Here is a 16,943-nt window from a genome sequence, read left to right on the forward strand (position 1 = left end):
GTGGGCGGTTACGGGCTTGGTACCGAGCCCTTGCCGGTGGCTGCGTTGGGCGGGGCAGCGGACCCGGCGGTGGTGCGCTGCGCGGTCAGCAAGATCGCCGCGAGGGTGCCGGCCTCGGTGATCCGGCCGTCGCCGCACATCGCTACCGCTTCGTCCAACGTGACCCAGCGCAGCTCCATGTCGGCCTCGCTCGGATCCCGGTGGTGCTCGCCGATGCTGAGGCCCCGGGCGAGGTACAGGTGCTCGCGGGTACGCGCGCCGGCAGGCATACGCCACATCCTCGTCAGCAGCTCGACCTCGGAGGCGTGGATGCCGGCTTCCTCAGCGAGTTCTCGGCGTGCGGCCGGCAGTGGATCTTCGCCGGGCTGGCATCCGCCGCCGGGGCACATCAGCAGCCGTTGTCCGCAGACGTAGACGTTCTCCTCCACCAGGGCTATCCGGCCGCGGTCGTCGAGGGCCACGACGCGAACGCCGTCGGCGGAGTCGGTGTACTCGTACGTCCCCATGCTCTGGTCGGTGCGCCGGACGGAGTCCCGGCGCACCACCACCCGGACTCCCGTGTATTGGACGTTCGACGAGACCGTGGTCCAGCCGTCGATCATGCCGATTCCTTCGTCTGAGACTGCTCCACTGGCTGGAGGCCCAGGGCTGCTTGGCGGGCGTGCCGCCTGGCTGGCGAAGCGCGGTGGATGCGCGGCGTATGGGGGTGGAGCGTGTATGAGGGCATGGCACTCCCAAGGGGTGAGGGTCGTCTTGCGGGTTGCGAAGGCCCCGGCTCACGCGGGCCTGTGTGGCGCGGTCGGGTTAGTTCCAGGGCTGGCCGGGTGGTGCGTAGGGCTGGAAGTGGGCGGGCGGGTGGTCGAGGGGGAGGGTGGGGTCCCAGGCCGTCAGGCACTGGGCGCTGGGCACGAAGAGCGGCTGGGGCAGTGCGTCGTTGGGCCAGAACCTCCAGGACTCCAGGGCTTTCGCGCGCTGGTGGGGGGTGCCGGTCCAGCGGGTGACGAGGAGGGGGCTGTGATCCGGACGACGTCGCCCACCCGGTCCAGGAGGGTGCCCAGCACGTGTATGGCATCGGGGTCGGCCACGATGCCGGCCTCCTCGTGGAGTTCACGGATAGCGGCCTCGGCAAGGCTTTCGCCTGGCTCCATGGTTCCGCCGGCGAGCTCCCAGGCTCCGCGGCGGTGCAGCCCGAGCAGGACGCCCTGCGGGCTGTGGACGATCACACCGACGCCCAGCGCTGCCGTCGGTACCGGTGGCGCGCTGCTGCGTGGGCGGCTCGGTACCCGCTCGGGGCGACGGGCAGAATACAGCCGGTAGGAGACCGTGCTGTCCGGCTGCGGGGAGTCGATCGCGGTGACCGACTCCATGATGAGGCCGCGCTCGCCGAGGAGGTCCTCCCAGAGCTGCGGAGTCAGCGTCCACATGTTCACGGGGTGGTCGTCGGTGGTGCCGGGCAGCCGCAGGATCTCGGGCCGCGCAGCTACCTGGGTAGCGGGGCCGACCCCGGCGGAGTTCGTGTGCAGCGCGGAGAAGAGCAGGCGCCCGCCGGGCCGAAGGGCGTTCGCGAGGGCGGGCAGGAGCCGGGCGGGGTCCAGGTACAGGACCGAGCAGACGGAGTAGATCAGGTCGTACGGATCTGAGTCCTGTAGGTGATCCACGGCATCCGCGCACATCAGGCGCAGGCCCGGAGTCTGCGGGTATCGGGCGAGCGCACGCTCGTGCTGTGCGGGGGAGGCGTCCACGGCGGTGACGTCGGCGCCTCCGACGGCCAGTCGGGCGGCATGCCGTCCGAGACCGCTGCCGAGGTCGAGGACCCGCAGTCCCGTCACGTCGCCGAGGACCTCGATTCCGGGTCCGGCGCCCTCGATTCCCCAGTTCCACTGCTCCAGTTCGGGCAGCTCGATTCCGCGGGCGATTTGGTGTGTCCCGTAGGTGTTCCAGATTGCGAGGGTGTCCTTCTCGGCGGTCAACAAGTCCTCCTTCAGGAAGCAGGGCACGAGTTCAGGGGCGCAGGGCGAAGCAGCGGAGCACGTCGAGGTCGGCGGTCTGGACGCTGGACCAACCGGAGGTGAGGAGTTCGGTCTCGGCGGGGCTGATTCCGAGGCTGTGGAGGGGGTCGGTGGCCTTGCGGCGGCCCGCGATTTCGGTGACTGCCCAGAAGAGGCCTCCGGGTGCGAGGAGGTGGCGGACGCGGCTGAGGAAGGCCCGCTTGTCGTCCATCCACCGGTAGACCAGACGGCAGGTGATGACCGCGTACGCGGGATCCGGCAGGGTCGTGAGGTCGCCGTTGGTGATATCTGCGCACCGCCATGCCGGCCCTGAGCCGGGCCGTGTGTCGTGGGAGGCGGCGAGTTCCACGGCTGTGGGGGAGATGTCGATGCCGGTGGTGCGGTATCCACGTTCGTGGTGGAGGTGGCGGGCCAGGGAGCCGTCGCCGCAGCCGATGTCGAGGGCCGGGCGCCCACGGCCGGCGCCGAGGCGCTCGTCCGTCAGGCGTGTTTCGGCACCGTCCAGGTGCCGGTACCGCCGGCCGCCGGCCCACAGCGCCTCCCAGTAGTCGGCGTTCACGATGCTCCTTCACGGGCGGGCGGCACGGCGGTCCGCGAGAGCGGGACAGGCATGTCCCGCAGCTCGCGGACGGGGGAGAGGAGCAGGAGGACCACGGGGACGGTCTGGAGGACCGCGCCGACGGCGAGGGTGACGCGTACGCCCAGGAAGAGGACCAGGGCGCCGGCGACCGCGGCGGCGACGGGTCGGGCTCCGGCGGTGAGCGTGGTGCTCGCGGCCTGCATGCGGCCCTGGAAGCGTGGCTCGCACAAGGTCTGTCTCAGGGACCTCTGACTCGTCCCGGAGGCCGTTGCCCAGAACAACTGTGCGGCCAGCGCCACTGTGAGGACGATCTGCCAGGCGAGGCCGGTTCCGGCGAGCAGGAGGGGGATTTGAGCCAGCGGGCTGACAGTGAAGCCGATGACGATCGTCAGCCCGATGCCGATACGGGAGGAAATGCGCGGGGCGAGGAGCGCCCCGGCCAGGCTGCCGGCCCCACCCACCCCCATCATCACGCCGAACGCGCTCGGGGACATGCGCAAGCTGGTCAGCAGGTAGTACGACCAGTACGTGTTCATGATCGCCAGGTCGAAGCTCAGCGTGGACAGGGCAGCGATCACCGTACGGATGGTGGGCTGCCCGGCCACGTAGCGCAGCCCCTCACCGATGTCCTGCGCGAGGCTGCCGCGGCCCTCGGCGGGCGCGGAAGCCGGCTCGGGGGTGCGGATGCGCCACACGAGGAATGCGGAGACGAGGTAGGACAGGACGTCGGCGAGGATCGAGCGGGCGGCGCCGACGGCGCCGACCAGCGCGGCGCCCACGTTGCTGCCCGCGCTGTCGGCCACCGACGAGGCCGCGCCCAGCCGCGAGTTCGCATAGTGCAGCAGGTCAGCCTTGACGAGGACAGGCAGATAGCTGATGGACGCCGAACTGTGCACGACCTTGGCGATGCCCAGGACGAAGGCGACCGCGTAGAGCTGGCCGATGCCGAGCATCCCGGCGAAGGCGGCGGCCGGAATGGTCACGAGGGCTGCGGCAGCGGTGAGGTCCGCGGCGATCATCAGGGGGCGCTTGGCGTGCCGGTCCGAGAACGCGCCGGCCGGGAGCGCCACGATGGCGTTCGGGAGCTGGCCGAGGAAGGCGAGCAGCGCGACCTGGGTCGTGGAGGCGCCCAGGTCGAGCACGGCCAGGGTGGGGAGGGCGACGGTGCTGACCGCCGAGCCTGACAGGCTCGCGCACTCGCTGCCGACGAGACGCCGCAGGTCCGGGGAGACGCGCTTCCGGAACGTGGCCGGCTGGGTCGAGGTCGTCACCCGCTCTCACCACCCGGCAGCTGTGGGGCGATGACGTTCGCGTACAGCTGGCCAGTGGCGAAGTGGGTCAGGACCTGGTGCGTGAACGGATGGCAGTCGGGCGGCGGAGCAGCAGGATCGACCCACACCAGTTCGCTGTGCGTCTGCGGCTCGCGGTTGTACGGGGTGCCCTCCCATTCCCGCACCGTGAAGACGGCGCCGATCACCCGCTCGCCGTCCGCCGCGTGGAAGTGGGGCAGCTGGCAAAACCGCAGCCGGTCCGGGGCGAGGTGGATGCCGACTTCCTCGGCGAGCTCGCGCGCCGCACCCTCGTCGAGGAACTCGTCTTCCTCCAGGCGACCCCCGACCACGGTCAGCATCCCGGGGGAGTGCCACGACGTCTCCCGGTGCCGCACGGTCAGGACCCAGCCGTCGCCGGGGCGCTGGAGCAGGACCATGACATTGCCGATGCTTCGGTGTACGGCGCTCACGGGCGGTCCTCCCTCATGAGGCGGTCCAGGGTCCGTCGACCCCGGGCCGTGACGAGCTCGTCTCCGTTGTCCGGTCCCCAGGCCATGCAGTTGACCGCGTCCAGCGCGGTCAGGCAGCGCAGAGCCTGACGCTCGGCGTCGGTGAGCGACCGCCCGTACCCTCGGAGGAACGCCTTCTCGCGGTCCGAATGGTCGGCCCACTGGGTGGCCGCGAGGATGACGAAGTCCTGCACACGGGCCGCCGGCCTGGCGCGTTCGAAGTCGATGAGCGCGAGCACACCCTCGGACACCATCCAGTTCCTGGGCTGGTTGTCGCCATGGATGTAGCCGACGGGAACGGGGCCGACGCGGCGAAGCCGGGCAGCGTGGTCCCGGATCAGCTGCCGCTCGTCCTCGGTCAGCCGGTCCCCGGCGCGAGCGAGGTACTTCTCCGCTCCGTCTGCAGCGACGTCCAGGGAGGCTTCGGCCTCGCCCCGATCGGCGGACTCGAGATCCCCGGCCTCGTAGAGCCGGGCACACAGCACTCCCGCCTGCTGGTGCACCGCCCGCCACTCGACGATTTCCAGGCCGAGCTCCTTCGCCGGCGCGCCGGGGACTGCGGTGAGCAGCATGACCAGGTCCTGGGCCTGACTGTCGACGAGCTGCGGTGCCCGGGTGTGCCCCAGGGCAGGAACGACCTGACGGTACGCCCGGCTCTCCCGCTTGTAGAACTTCTCGCTGGGCGAGACCTTCAGGGACCAGGAGACCCCGCCGATGCTCTCCAGCTCCCGCACCCGGGAGCGGTCCCAGTCGTGCGAGGCGTCACGTACCGCCGAGACGGCCCCGATCCGTTCCTCCGCCCAGCGAAGCAGCGACGCGGGCGGGGTCTTCGCTGTCTGCTTCACGCTGCGCTTCCCTCCATGGACGAGGCGGGCGTACGCCGGCCGCGCCCCTCGGCCGCGGTGTGGACATCCGGCACGGGTTTCTCCCTCGGGGATGTGCGGCCCGCCGCTTCGCGCGGGCCGCAGGGGCGGGCGACGTGGTCAGCGGTCCTGGGAGAGTGCCAGGAGCTCCGCAAAGGTCCCGCCGCCATGGACAAGATCGTCGAAGCGGCCCTGCTCGGAGATCCGGCCGTCTTCCATCACGACGATGTGGTCCGCGATCTTCGTGTTCTCCAGGCGGTGGGTGACCATGATGGTGATCCGGTCGGCGGCGATGGCCTTGATCTGCTCGAAGATCAGGTGCTCACCGCGAGGGTCCATCTGAGAAGTCGGCTCGTCCAAGATCAACAGGTCGGGCTTGCGGTACAGCGCCCGAGCGCACGCCTCGCGCTGAAACTGCCCGCCGGAGAACTCGACGCCACCCCAGATGTCACGGGCCTGGAGGCTGTCCAGGCCGTCGGGGAGCTCTTCAATGGCTTCGCGCAGGCCGACCGCGTCGATGGCCTCCCACACGGCGCCGTCATCGTGGGTGCGTGGCTGTCCGAGGGTGATGTTCTCGCGCACCCGCAGTGGCCACTTGGCGAAGTCCTGCGGGACCAGGCCGGTGCGCCGCCAGACGGTGTCCGGGGCGGTGGCGGCGAGGTCGCGTCCGTTCCAGGTGACCTTGCCCTTGTCGCTCAGGTAGATCCCCGTGAGCAGTCGCAACAGGGTCGACTTCCCCGAGCCGTTCGCTCCGACGATCGCGAGGATCTGCCCGCGCTCCAGGGTGAGGGAGACCCCGTCCACCGCGGGTCGGTCCTTGCCCGGGTACTGGTAGACGACCTCGTCGAGCCGGATCTCCTCGACCGGGCCGGTGATCTCATGCGGTCCGCGCTGGGGAGTGCGTGCGGCGGCCTCGTCGAGGAAGGCCTGCATGTCGGTGAGGTAGAGACTGGTGTGGAAGACCGCGGCGCCGTTGATGACGACCTGGGAGAGGGCGGCGAGTGCGGTCTGGACGGCGATGACGGCCGTGGCGGCGATGGCCGGTTCGATCCGGCCGGTCACCGCGAGCCAGGCGAGCGCGCCCCAGGTCGCCAGAAGGAACACGCCGCCGGCCAGCGCGGAAAGCAGGGAGATCCGCAGGGTTCGGGGCGCGGCCGCCAGGTTCCGCTGGTCGCACCGGTCGGATAGGGCCCGGTACCAGTAGACGAGGTAGTCGGTCATGCTGTTGGCGCGGACCTCATCGCCGTACTGGGACGCCGTGGCCCACCAGCGCATCATCCCGCGCACGTTCCTGTCGGAGATGTTGGAGTAGTGGATCTCGTAGTCGACGCGGGCGGTCAGCACGGCGCCGATACCTGCAGGCAGCACGGCGAGGAGCAACAGGGGCAGCATCATCACGTTCAGCAGGGACAGGACGCTGCCGGCGGTGACCAGGCGGATCAGCGAGGACATGAACCGCTGCGCGTCGGTGACCATCACGTGGGTACGGACCACCCCCATCTCGGCCGCCTCCTGCCGGTCGGAGAAGCCGTCCCCGGCATAGGCCGCGGCCTCGACCCGGCAGACCGCCTCGACCAGGGCGCTGTCCGTCTCCGAGGTCAGCCGGGGAGTGATCCGCCGCTCGGCGTAGGTGGCCACGGCCCCCGAGACACGGTTCATCGTGGCGGCGAGCGCGACCACGAGCAGCGCGGGCAAGGCGCCGTGGAGACGGTCACCGGGACTTCCGGAGCCGAGTACGGGCCCCATCGCGCGGGCGGTGGCGGCCAGCAGCACCGCGGCCGATACGCCCGTGATGACCTGGCACCCGATCAGGAGCCGGACGGCCTGCCGGTCGGTCTGCCACGACAGGCGGCAGATCCGGGCCAGGACGGAGGGGAGCGTCGCGCACATCTGCCGGAAGGAGACCTCGGCGAGCGGATTGACGGAGTACTGCCCGCTGTAGGTGATCTCCGCCGGCGGCGGCGGGGGCGGTGTGTCGGCCGGTTCGCTGTGCAGCCCGGATGTGGTCATCGGGTCCCCCTGGATCGCCGTTGGGATGCTGTCGGAAGCTCAACGACAGCCGCTGGTTTTTCGAACACATGTGTTTCGGTCGGCCATGAAACCCCGCAATGGAGCGCCTGTCGGATCGTGGGAGCTACACCGACCCGCTCCCCGCAACGCCTCTGCCACTAAGGGGGGTTGGCCGAATCGCCGAGGGTCTCAAGGGCGCGAGCGCGTTGGGGCCGATCGGGCCGGGCCCACTTGTAGAGTGCGGGGCTCCCCGTACGCCACGGACCCCTGTGGAGCTGACTGTGCACATGCCTGGCGGCCTCCTTCGCGCGGCCAGTCGCGGCCGACCTCCCCTTCGTATCGAAGGGGAGGTGGAGACCTGTGGCGATCACTGATTCCGAGATCGCGGACGTGCTCGCCGCCTACCTGGAGCGCCACCCGCACGAGGCCGAACAGCTGGCCGAACCGCTGCGCCTTCTCGACGAAGGCCACGGGTTTGCCTCGCGGCGGACCTTCCCGATGCACGTGACCGCTGGCGCGCTCCTGGTACGGGGCTGGGCAGAGGTCCTGCTGATCGAGCACCGCGCATACGGACTCACATTGCAGCCAGGCGGACATCTTGAACCGACCGATACCACGCTGCTCGGCGCGGCCCTGCGGGAGCTTGCCGAGGAGACCGGCATCGACCCTGGACAGGTCCTCCCGGTCTCGATGCTGCCCGCATACGTCGAGTTCGGCCAGGTGCCGGCCAGGCCCGCGAAGGACGAGCCAGACCACTCTCACCTGGACATCGGCTATGCCTTCGCGACGGAGGGAGCCGAGGTCGGACGAATCCAGGAATCCGAGGTGACCGGCGCGGCCTGGTACCCGCTGGACCTGGCAGAACGCCTGGTTGGGCCCCGGATCGGAAGGGCGGTGTCCGCATCTGCTGAGAACCCGTAGTCCTGTTCGCATGGGCAGTCCACATTGCCTCGACCGACACACGACTCGGCAATTTTGTTCAGGCGACGCCGGTACGAACCGGCCGGTGCCTGGCGGCAGCCTGTGCGATTGACGCAGCGGCGCGGTCGACTTCGGCGACGGTGGAGGTGCGGCCGATCCCGAGGCGCAGAGTTCGGCGTGCCTGGGTCCGGGTGAGGCCGATGGCGGTGAGGACATGAGAGGGGTCGCTGGTGCCGGTGTTGCAAGCGGATCCGGTGGCTGCGGCGATGTCGGGGAGGCGATCGAGGAGGTCGGCGGCTTCGGCGTCCGGGAGCGTGAGGCTGAGTGCGCCGGGGAGCCGGCGTGTGGGGTGCCCGTTGACGGTGGCACCGGGGATCGCGTCCAGGAGCTGGTCCTGGAGGCGGTCGCGCAGGGCGCGCATCTGCGTGGAGGTTGAGGCGCCGTCGCTGGTGATGAGGTGGGCGGCGGCGCCGAAGCCGACGATGCCAGGGACATTGAGGGTGCCGGCTCGTAGTCCGCGCTCTTGGCCGCCTCCGGTCTGCTGCGCGGTGAGGCGGGTTCCGCCGCGTACGTAGAGGGCACCGATGCCCTTGGGGCCGTACAGCTTGTGGGCGGAGAGGGAGGCGAGGTCGACGCCGAGTTCGTCGGCGTCGAAGAGGCCGTATCCGGCGCTCTGAGCGGCATCGGTGTGCAGGAGGATCCCGCGGTGGGCGGTGCGCTCGGCGATGGCGGCGATCCGCTGGAGGGTGCCGATCTCGTTGTTCGCGTGCATGACGGAGACGAGCACGGTGTTCGGGGTGAGGACGGCGGCGATGTCGTCGGGGTGGACGCGCCCGTGCTTGTCGACGCCCACCCGGGTGGACGTGTAGCCGTGGTGGTCGACGAGGCGCTGGATGGCGGCGAGGACGGCCTTGTGCTCGATGGCGGTGGTGACGATGTGGCCGCCGTGGGCGCGTTTGGTGAGCGCGCCGCCAACGATGGCGAGGTGGTTGGCCTCGGTGGCGCCGGAGGTGAAGACGACCTCCACGGGGTTCTTCGCGCCGATGAGGTGGGCGACGCGGCGGCGGGCGGTGGCCACGGCCTTGGCCGCCTCCCTCCCGTGCGAGTGCACGCTGTTGGGGTTGCCGTACGCGGTGGTGAGGTACGGCATCATCGCGTCAAGAGCGCGGGGGTCGAGCGGGGTGGTGGCCTGGTGGTCGAGGTAGATCGGCTGGCTGGTCACGCTGCCTCCTTCTTGGCCCGGGCGGCGGCCGGCGCGGCCGCGGCGTACTTGCGTTCGCCGTCGACGAGGTCCCAGTACACGGTGCGGGGCTCGGCGAAGACGGAGAACGCTGTGGCCAGGCACCGCCAGTTCCGGTTCGGCTGGGCCCGCGCGAGTATGAAGGCGTCCTCGAAGAGTTTGGGCGCGCGCCGCATCATGGCCGGGCGCGGGTCCTGGGTCCGGAAGAGCTCGAGGTATCCGCGTTCGCGGAGCCAGGCCTCGGCGTGCTCGGGCCGGCGGTCTCCGGCGAGTTGGCCGCCGTCGGCCAGGGTCTGGGCGGCAAGGCGCTCCAGGCGCCGGCGGCGGCGGGCGTCTTCGCCGCCGGGGCAGCGGTCGCCGGTGAACGTCCACTCGTTCCAGCGGGGCTTGGCGAAGTTGTCCCAGTCGACGTCGTCGAGCTGTGCGGTGATCTGCGGGGGGAGTTCGCCGCGGGTCATGTCGGCGACGTCGTAGCCGGGGCCGAGGCCTTCAAGGGTGAAGGTGCCGCGGACGCCGGGTCCCGGACGGTCCATGCGCGCCATGACGGTGAGGCGGTTGGTGAAGCGGTTGGTTGGGCCGGCCAGTATGACCGCGCGCCCGTCGGCGAGCAGGGGCTGTGCGCGCTGCGCGATCTCGCCGATGGGGAAGGTGTTGCCCCCGCGGTAGTACTGCTTCTTCTCGACGCCGCCGTCGGAGCGGATCATCAGCCGCTCGGTACCGACGGCGCTGGCGAGCGCGTGGGCGGCGGCGCGTATCTCGGCGGCGCTCTGGCCGGGCCGTAAGAAGGACGCGTTGAGCGTGGGGAGGTCCAGGGAGTGCAGCAGGGCCATGGTCTGCCACTTTGGCCAACGCCGGTTCTTCGCGGCCGCCGTGAGTTCCTCGACGCTCAGGCTGTGCAGCGGCCGGGGCAAGGGCATCGCCACGGTGTCCTCCTTCGTCAGGCGGTCGCGGTGGCCTGGATGGCCGCGGTGATGGTGTCGTAGGTCCTGTTGCGGGTCTCGGTGAAGGGGTGGTCGCGCCAGTCGTACTGCTCTCCGATGCCGTACGCGTCGGCGACGACGCGGCGGACGAACTGGCGGGCGAAGCGGCCGTCGGCCGGCCAGTAGTAGTGCTCGTCCGGACGGAGCGAGAGGTAGAGGTATGAGGTCTCGGCGGCTGCCGGCAGGTCGACGAGCGAGGACAGACGACGGCCCTGGCCGCCCACCTTCTCGTACGCGGCCAGGATGCCGTCCGGGTCAGGCACGGGGATGAGGTGGAGGTGGGCGTGGCTGCAGCAGGACGCACCGAGCTCGCAGTTCCGCGGCCCGTGCTCCGCGACGATGGTGGGCCCGTAGCCGTCCTGGATCAGGGCCCGCATCGACTCCAGGTTGGCCGCGACCTGCGGGAGGTCGTCGGGGGCGACGTCCGCGGCGGCGTCGAGGTGCTCCAGCGGCATGAAGAGGGTGTAGCCCTCGGTGATGCAGCCAACGGTGGGCAGCAGGACCCAGCCGTCGGTGGTCTCGGTGATGACGCGGGTCTTGGGCGCGCGCTCGGTGAACTCGGTGCAGAACTGGCAGTCATCCATCAGGATCACCTCTGGTTCAGGCCGGCGAGCTCGTCGGCGTAGCGGCTCTGCAGGGCGTTGGACTCGCCGTAGTACGGGTGGGCGGCCGCTGAGTGGCCGCCGCCGCGGAGCTGAAGTACGAGGCGGGCCAGCGGCATGTCGTGGTGCAGGCGCACGGTGGCCGGACTCTGGTTGACGAGTTCGAGGGTCAGGTGGCCGGCCCAACCCGGCATGACAAACGGGCTGGTGACGTGGACGGCCAGGCCGACACGGGCCAGGTGACTCAGGCCGCCGATCATCCCCGTGACGTCCGGGCCGAGGGAGACCGGCTCGGACGTCGGGGCCAGGATCATCTGGCCCGGCGCCAGTTCATACGTAGTCCAGTCGGTGATCTGCGGCCCGTACAGGGTGTCGATGCTGGCCTGGTTGGCCAGGTCGACGACCGTGTCCGGCGAGACGAGCGGCTGGATTGGCCCGCCGAGCTTCAAGAGCAGGCCGTCCCCGCGCAGTTCGCCGTTCCACGTCACGGCGCCGCTGCTGATGAAGTCCTCAATGGACGCGGCTGAAAGCATGACTCACCCCCGGAATTCAGGCATCGGTGTGGTGACCGTCGCCAGAACGAAGGCGACTGAGGAAATGTTCCCGTGGATAGCTCGCCATGTCTCCATGTCCACCCGAACATTTAAAGGTTTTCCTGACGTGAAATGCGGTGAAGTCCACTACTCCTGGCCGCTCGGACAGTGCAAGCTGGTGGAGTAGCACCCAGGGGAGGGGAAGCGCTTGCCGTTGTTACCACCGGGCCCGCTCAAAGTGCCAGGTCCCGAGGGGTTCCGGGGTGATCTGCTGGCCTGCTCACCGGACCTGCTGGACCTGACATGGGACCAGATGCGCACGCTCGTCGTCGTCCACGAGGAGGGCACGGCCCTCGCGGCGGCCCGCCTGCTGGGGCGGGAGCAGTCGAGCGTGCAGAAGCAGCTCGACATCCTCAACCGCAACTTCCAGGCCCTGACCGGCGAACTGGTGGTCGTCAAGCAGGGCCGCGGCCGTGATCTCCTGTTCACCCCGACAGGGCTCGAGCTCGTAGACCGGATACGGTCCACGTTCTCGGCCTGGCTCCAGGGCATCGCGAACTCCCGGCGCCGGCTCGGCTCCACCCTGACCGTGGGGACCACGGAGTTCACGTTGCCGTTCCTGGCCCGAGTGTGGGAGCGGGTTGAGCCCGAGCTGATGGCGCGGGAAGTGGAGCTCCGGGTCGTCCACGTCCGAACCCGGGACTTCCGCCAGCGCCTGGACTCCAACCAGGTGGACCTGCTGTGCGGGGGGCTGGCCGCCACGGTCGGCGACGGTCCGCTCGCCCCCGAGTACGACTTCCTGGAATGGCACCGTGAGGGCCTGGCCCTGCTGACCAACCTGACGGTCCGGGAACTGCCCGCCCGGCAGGTCGGCGTCGAGCGGCTGCGGAACCTGCCGCTGGTCATCCCCTCCCGAGGCGTGATCGCCGACTTCGTCGAACGCTGGTACGGCCCCGACTTCCGCACCCACCTACAGGTCGTCGCGGAGATCGACGACATCTATTACGGACTGGCACTGCTGCGCTCCGAGATGACCCGCGGCTGCATGCTCTGCGCCCGCTCCATCGGCGAGGCCGCCGTCGCGGGCCGGCTGCCCGGCGGTGAGGGCTTCCGCCTGGTCGAGTTCGCCGACGACTTCGACCCCATGCTCCAACTCGTCTCCGGCGTCTTCGCGCGCAAGGGCGAGCGAGACACCTACGACGCCTCACACCCGCTGAACATGCTGTGGGAGGCCTTCCGCGAGGAAGCCGCCTCCGGCCGGCCGATCCCGCTGTGACCACCCCGTCCGCCGAAGGGCACTCCTGATGCTGCTCGCCTCGATCAACCTCAACAAGCGGCTCGGTGCGGACGGCGCCAGGTCCAAGTTCGCCGCGTGGCTACGTACCCACGAGGTCGGCGTCATCGTCGCGCAGGAGCCGTACAAACCGGCCGACAGGCGCCCGCCGCTGCTGCCCGGGTACGTCTTTGCAGGCGGGGGCGGGCACCTCGCCGCCTGGGTCCGTGAGGATATCGCCACCCCAGCCGTCTCCGCCCCGGCCACGTGGGCGCAGCGGATCGAGCTGGGCTGGCTCACCGTCCTGCAGGTTCACCTCGACGCCTACACCAGCGCAGCGCGCACCACGCAGCTCGACGAACTCGCGACGCTGGTCGCGGCCGAAGGCGGGCGGCCCCTGCTGATCTGCGGCGACTTCAACCTGGCGCCGAGGCCCGAGGACGGGCTGTACGACGGGGAGATCAGCGGGTTCACTGCGGACACCGAGCGGAAGGCGCTTGAGAACCTGCTCCAGAGCGGATGGCTCGTCGACACCACCAGCCCAGGCGGGGAAGCGGAGGCCGCGTTCACGTTCGAGCGGATCTTCACCGGCAAGCTCAGCCGATTCCGATGCGACCTGGCCCTGCTGAGTGACCACCTCGCCGCCGGAGTACCGGTCTCCGCCCGTCACGAGGTCCGGACGGGCCCTGAGGCATTCACCGACCACTCCGCGCTCCTGCTCGACCTCCCGCTCACCCTGGAGACCGCCGAGCCGGACGATGTCCTTTTCTCGATCAGCGACTTGACGGGCGAGCAGCCAGCCGGCGCAGGCGGGGGCGCTCGCGCGTACCAACCGCACAAGACCGCGATGAGCCGCCAATCACCCTCACCGGCGGCCCGTGAGGTCACCGCTCACCTGACCGGCCCGCTTGGTGTCCGTACCGTGCTCGATCACGGCTGCGGCCGCGGGGCCGACGTCGCCCACTACCGGGCTGCCGGGCTCGACGCGGACGGCTACGACCCGCACGAGGGGTTCGGATGGCCCCGCCCGGGCAGGGAGGGATACGACCTGGTGACCCAGATGTTCGTCCTCAACGTGCTGCCCGACCCAGGGGCGCGCATCCGCGCGCTGCAGGACGCGGCCGCGTTCGTCCGGCCCGGCGGGCACCTGGTGGTCGTCACCCGTTCCCCAGAGGAGATCGCGAAGGCCGCTGCCGGCGGGAGCTGGACGGCCCACCACGACGGCTACTGGTCGAGCGAGGGCAAGGGGACGTTCCAACGCGGCATCAGCGTGGTGGAGACCACCACGCTCGCCCGTCACGCCGGCCTCGTACCTGCGGCCGGGACGGCCGCGCTGCAGCTGCCCGGGGTCAGCCACGTCGTACTGGCCAAGCCCGAACTGTAAGGGGCGCCGGACCGGCGCCGTAAGTCAGCGGTTGCCGGTCCAGACGATGCGTTCCGCGAATCCGCCCCGCTGCTCGGCCTTGGACGCCCGGAGCTTCTCCAGCTGAGCGGGATCCACGCCGAGGTCAGCGGCGAGGGCGGAGACGACTTCCAGGACGTCCGCGAGCTCCTCGGGGGCGTCGGTCTCATCCGCCTCCATGTATTCCGCGACTTCTTCCTTGAGCTTCTCGCGGAGGCGCCGGCGGTATTCGGCCGGGTCGGCCACGTAGACCTCCGGCTCGAATCCGTCTGCGCGGATGATCTGAGGAATTCGGTCCCGTACCAGCTTGCCGTAGAGCACGTAGTTCTCCTGCACCAGATCGTCCTGGGCCAGCCAGACAGCCGGACCCTCTTGTTGTTCGAGCCTAGAGATGGGGTCACATCCGGCGCCATCAGAACCAGAAATCCCACCCGAAGCGGTTTAGGGCGTTTCCTTCGGATCATCTGATCGTGGGTTGATGTGTGTCGTTGGCTGACGCGCAGTGGGCGCGGATTGAGCCGTTGCTGCCGGAGCGGACATCGAAGCGGGGTGGGCGGTGGCGTGATTACCGGCAGGTGATCGACGCGATCGCGTTCAAGTACCGGACCGGGACACCGTGGATGGACCTGCCCGAGCACTTCGGGTCGTGGAGGGGAGCCCGCAACCGGCTGCGGAAGTGGGCCACGGACGGGACCTGGGAGAAGGTCTTCACCACTCTACTCGCGCAGGCTGACGCCGAAGGCGACCTCGACTGGGTCGCGGTCGACTCCACGATCGTCCGCCCCAACAAAACCTGGACCCACAGCGTCGTCATGACCACCGGCAACTACACCGGTGACGGCCTCACCAACGACCTCGTCATCCGCTGGAGCGACGCCGAAACCACCGTGTACCGAGGCACCCGCACCAACAGCCTCGGCACCGAACAGATGCTGGTCCCACCAGCGTGACAACAGGTGGGGCGGACCATCCACTCAAGACCCGCCCCACCGCCGTACGCGCCAGGCCCGCGTGATCCCGCGGCGGTCAAAGCTGATGCACGACGCATCCTCGCCGCCAGTCACGCCGTGGACCGGAGCGGACCGCCCTGCGGAAGGGTGAACGTGGCCCCGGACCCTGAACGTTCGGCTCTGGCCCGGCGCAGGGCCGCACAGTGGCAGCGAATTCGCGGCGCCGTGTGGGGACGGCGCTGTGAAACAGCGTCGGCTGCTCGCTGGCGAGCTTCTTGCACACGACCGCTGGCCGAGCTCGCGCATCACGGCGATCTGCCGCTCCACCGCGTACGCGATATCCGGATCCACGCGGGACGCGGCCATCGTGGCCCCCGCCTCACCCGTTAGGGTCACGACGGTCGTGCCTGGTGCCGCCCACCGGGCCGCCGCTTCCGCTAGAGACGGCGGCCCTCTCTCGCTGCCCGGCCCTCCGACGCAAGGATCTCACCATCCGCCAGCACGTCCTCGACCGCCAGGGGGCGGAGATCCGGCGCGCCGCCTCCCTCGCGTAGCGCCAGAAGCGCAGGCGGGCGGACAGGGCGGACGCCAGACTCAGCGAGGGGGCGGGGCTCCGTCAGTACGTAGGGCAGAGGTTGGTCTGTACGGCGGCGAGGATGAAGGCGGCCTTGGTGGGGCCGAAGCCGTCCGGATGGTTGGGGCCAATGAAACGCCGGTTCGTGGACTCGACACGCTTGGTCGGGTCCTTCTCGTCCTTCATGGACTGGCACTGGCTCAGCCCGCGGCTGATGGCCTTGTCGTCCTTGCCGTTGACGATCTCGGGGTCGATCTTGTTGAGCGCGGCGAGGTAGATGGCGCGCTGCGCGGGGGCCGGGCTGGGCGGGATGCCGGCGGCTGCGGCTGCGGAGCTGGCCGCCTCGGGGGCGATGCTCGACTGCGATGCGGACGGCGAGGCGGCGGCCTTGTCGTCGGGCTTGGGTTCGCTGGTGACGGCCTCGAGCAGCCGGTGAGGGCGAGGAGGCCTGCGGCTGCGAGGAAGATGAGGGTGTGGTGTGTGCGCATCACGTTATGGTGTCGGCGCTGGGACCGGGATGGGTGGGCTGTGACTGATCCGTGACGCGCGAGGCTCGCGATCGGTAGCGAAGCCCCTGCAGGCGCTACTGACCATTCAAATCCCAGGGCGGCTGCACGATGGCCACTGCCACGAGAACCCGGTGACCAGAATCGTCCTTGCCGAGTTCGTGGAGACAGGGCCCTGGAGCAAGCGGTGACGCACAGGTGCCGGACCCGGCCGACTACCGCCCCGCAAGGCCAGCCGGGATCCTGCGCCATGGGCCGTCGTACCGGCCGCCGCAGCTATTGCACCGGGCGGTCAGGAACGCTGACGCCGGGGTGGTTTCCTCGCACGGCTCGACCGCCTCGGGCCCCTCGGGGAATAAGGCGTGCAGGCGCGGAGCCGGGCAGGCGCACGGCTGGGCGTGCCGGGTGCTGTCGGTGGGCTGCTGCGGGATCGACACGTGCAGCGGGGGCGCCGTGCCCGCGGCCCGGCGCTTGCGCTCGGCGACGGCAAGGACCCGGCGGACCATGCGCCGGGTGATCTGCTGGAGCCGCAAGCGGCGTTCCTCCGCGTCGCTCAGCCGCCACGATGCCGGCCGCTTCCTCCTCCTCGTCGAGGCGGGACCCCAGCAGGGAGTCCTCGTTTCGTTGCCGTGAGTCGAGGAGCCGGCGGTCCTCCTCCTCGCGCCGGCGCTCGGCCTCCGCCCGCGCCCGCGCGGTGCGGCCAGGGCCGCCGTGAGGACG

At 70.2% G+C, this 16,943-nt stretch carries 17 protein-coding genes; 4 read left to right on the forward strand and 13 right to left on the reverse strand.

What is annotated here, in order from left to right:
• Positions 1 to 8: 8 nt before the first annotated feature.
• From ACZ6S8_RS35940 to ACZ6S8_RS35970, 7 genes are all read right to left on the reverse strand, one after another.
• A complete protein-coding gene (locus tag ACZ6S8_RS35940) occupies positions 9 to 602 on the reverse strand; it encodes an NUDIX domain-containing protein (protein WP_469462160.1) in 594 nt (197 codons plus the stop codon).
• Between the two features lie 285 nt (positions 603 to 887).
• On the reverse strand, positions 888 to 1,970 hold the full coding sequence (locus ACZ6S8_RS35945; RefSeq protein ID WP_469462161.1) for an NUDIX domain-containing protein: 1,083 nt from the start codon (positions 1,968 to 1,970) through the stop codon (positions 888 to 890).
• A gap of 31 nt (positions 1,971 to 2,001) precedes the next feature.
• Complete coding sequence (locus tag ACZ6S8_RS35950) at positions 2,002 to 2,568, reverse strand: class I SAM-dependent methyltransferase (RefSeq protein ID WP_469462162.1); 567 nt, start codon at positions 2,566 to 2,568, stop codon at positions 2,002 to 2,004.
• On the reverse strand, positions 2,565 to 3,860 hold the full coding sequence (locus tag ACZ6S8_RS35955; RefSeq protein WP_469462163.1) for an MFS transporter: 1,296 nt from the start codon (positions 3,858 to 3,860) through the stop codon (positions 2,565 to 2,567). The genes ACZ6S8_RS35950 and ACZ6S8_RS35955 overlap by 4 nt, the downstream gene beginning before the upstream one ends.
• Entirely contained in the window at positions 3,857 to 4,330 is a 474-nt protein-coding gene (locus tag ACZ6S8_RS35960) for an NUDIX domain-containing protein (protein WP_469462164.1), read from the reverse strand. The genes ACZ6S8_RS35955 and ACZ6S8_RS35960 overlap by 4 nt, the downstream gene beginning before the upstream one ends.
• Positions 4,327 to 5,214, reverse strand: a complete 888-nt coding sequence (locus ACZ6S8_RS35965) for a phosphotransferase enzyme family protein (RefSeq protein ID WP_469462165.1) — start codon at positions 5,212 to 5,214, stop codon at positions 4,327 to 4,329. The genes ACZ6S8_RS35960 and ACZ6S8_RS35965 overlap by 4 nt, the downstream gene beginning before the upstream one ends.
• Before the next feature lie 138 nt (positions 5,215 to 5,352).
• The gene (locus ACZ6S8_RS35970; RefSeq protein WP_469462167.1) at positions 5,353 to 7,242 is read right to left on the reverse strand and encodes an ATP-binding cassette domain-containing protein; all 1,890 of its coding nucleotides are present in this window, start codon (positions 7,240 to 7,242) and stop codon (positions 5,353 to 5,355) included.
• 360 nt (positions 7,243 to 7,602) lie between these two features.
• On the opposite strand from ACZ6S8_RS35970, the gene ACZ6S8_RS35975 reads away from it, so the two are divergent.
• Entirely contained in the window at positions 7,603 to 8,163 is a 561-nt protein-coding gene (locus ACZ6S8_RS35975) for an NUDIX hydrolase (RefSeq protein ID WP_469462168.1), read from the forward strand.
• A 58-nt stretch (positions 8,164 to 8,221) separates the two neighbouring features.
• On the opposite strand, the gene ACZ6S8_RS35980 is transcribed toward ACZ6S8_RS35975, so the two are convergent.
• Genes ACZ6S8_RS35980 through ACZ6S8_RS35995 form a run of 4 tightly spaced genes read right to left on the reverse strand, consistent with a single transcriptional unit; the run spans position 8,222 to position 11,518 of the window.
• Complete coding sequence (locus ACZ6S8_RS35980; RefSeq protein ID WP_469462170.1) at positions 8,222 to 9,385, reverse strand: cysteine desulfurase family protein; 1,164 nt, start codon at positions 9,383 to 9,385, stop codon at positions 8,222 to 8,224.
• On the reverse strand, positions 9,382 to 10,320 hold the full coding sequence (locus ACZ6S8_RS35985) for a hypothetical protein (RefSeq protein ID WP_469462206.1): 939 nt from the start codon (positions 10,318 to 10,320) through the stop codon (positions 9,382 to 9,384). Before ACZ6S8_RS35985 ends, ACZ6S8_RS35980 begins: the two co-directional genes overlap by 4 nt.
• Before the next feature lie 20 nt (positions 10,321 to 10,340).
• Positions 10,341 to 10,967 (reverse strand): hypothetical protein, encoded by a 627-nt coding sequence (locus tag ACZ6S8_RS35990; protein WP_469462172.1) that lies wholly within the window; start codon positions 10,965 to 10,967, stop codon positions 10,341 to 10,343.
• A 5-nt stretch (positions 10,968 to 10,972) separates the two neighbouring features.
• Entirely contained in the window at positions 10,973 to 11,518 is a 546-nt protein-coding gene (locus ACZ6S8_RS35995) for a dCTP deaminase (RefSeq protein ID WP_469462173.1), read from the reverse strand.
• A 238-nt stretch (positions 11,519 to 11,756) separates the two neighbouring features.
• Between ACZ6S8_RS35995 and ACZ6S8_RS36000 the strand changes: the two genes are divergently transcribed.
• Together ACZ6S8_RS36000 and ACZ6S8_RS36005 are read left to right on the forward strand one after the other, a co-directional pair.
• Positions 11,757 to 12,794 carry a LysR family transcriptional regulator gene (locus ACZ6S8_RS36000; protein WP_469462174.1) on the forward strand — a complete coding sequence of 346 codons (1,038 nt, stop codon included), beginning with the start codon at positions 11,757 to 11,759 and terminating at the stop codon, positions 12,792 to 12,794.
• Between the two features lie 28 nt (positions 12,795 to 12,822).
• Positions 12,823 to 14,175, forward strand: coding sequence for an endonuclease/exonuclease/phosphatase family protein (locus tag ACZ6S8_RS36005; protein WP_469462176.1), 1,353 nt, complete (start codon positions 12,823 to 12,825; stop codon positions 14,173 to 14,175).
• A gap of 24 nt (positions 14,176 to 14,199) precedes the next feature.
• Here ACZ6S8_RS36005 and ACZ6S8_RS36010 read toward each other — a convergent pair whose 3' ends face one another.
• Positions 14,200 to 14,529, reverse strand: coding sequence for a nucleoside triphosphate pyrophosphohydrolase (locus ACZ6S8_RS36010; protein ID WP_469462178.1), 330 nt, complete (start codon positions 14,527 to 14,529; stop codon positions 14,200 to 14,202).
• Positions 14,530 to 14,675: 146 nt separating this feature from the next.
• Here ACZ6S8_RS36010 and ACZ6S8_RS36015 point away from each other — a divergent pair, with 146 nt between their 5' ends.
• Entirely contained in the window at positions 14,676 to 15,143 is a 468-nt protein-coding gene (locus ACZ6S8_RS36015; protein WP_469462179.1) for a transposase, read from the forward strand.
• A gap of 616 nt (positions 15,144 to 15,759) precedes the next feature.
• Here the strand turns inward: ACZ6S8_RS36015 and ACZ6S8_RS36020 are convergent.
• The gene (locus tag ACZ6S8_RS36020) at positions 15,760 to 16,146 is read right to left on the reverse strand and encodes a DUF732 domain-containing protein (protein WP_469462207.1); all 387 of its coding nucleotides are present in this window, start codon (positions 16,144 to 16,146) and stop codon (positions 15,760 to 15,762) included.
• Between the last annotated feature and the right edge of the window lie 797 nt (positions 16,147 to 16,943).

This window comes from Streptomyces sp. NPDC048461, assembly GCF_055587105.1.

Bases quoted from the DNA above. Each gene is read 5' to 3' on its own strand.
- ACZ6S8_RS35995 (WP_469462173.1), bottom strand. From the start codon at position 11,518: ATGCTTTCAGCCGCGTCCATTGAGGACTTCATCAGCAGCGGCGCCGTG.
- ACZ6S8_RS35940 (WP_469462160.1), bottom strand. From the start codon at position 602: ATGATCGACGGCTGGACCACGGTCTCGTCGAACGTCCAATACACGGGA.
- ACZ6S8_RS36005 (WP_469462176.1), top strand. From the start codon at position 12,823: ATGCTGCTCGCCTCGATCAACCTCAACAAGCGGCTCGGTGCGGACGGC.
- ACZ6S8_RS35990 (WP_469462172.1), bottom strand. From the start codon at position 10,967: ATGGATGACTGCCAGTTCTGCACCGAGTTCACCGAGCGCGCGCCCAAG.
- ACZ6S8_RS35985 (WP_469462206.1), bottom strand. From the start codon at position 10,320: ATGCCCTTGCCCCGGCCGCTGCACAGCCTGAGCGTCGAGGAACTCACG.
- ACZ6S8_RS35970 (WP_469462167.1), bottom strand. From the start codon at position 7,242: ATGACCACATCCGGGCTGCACAGCGAACCGGCCGACACACCGCCCCCG.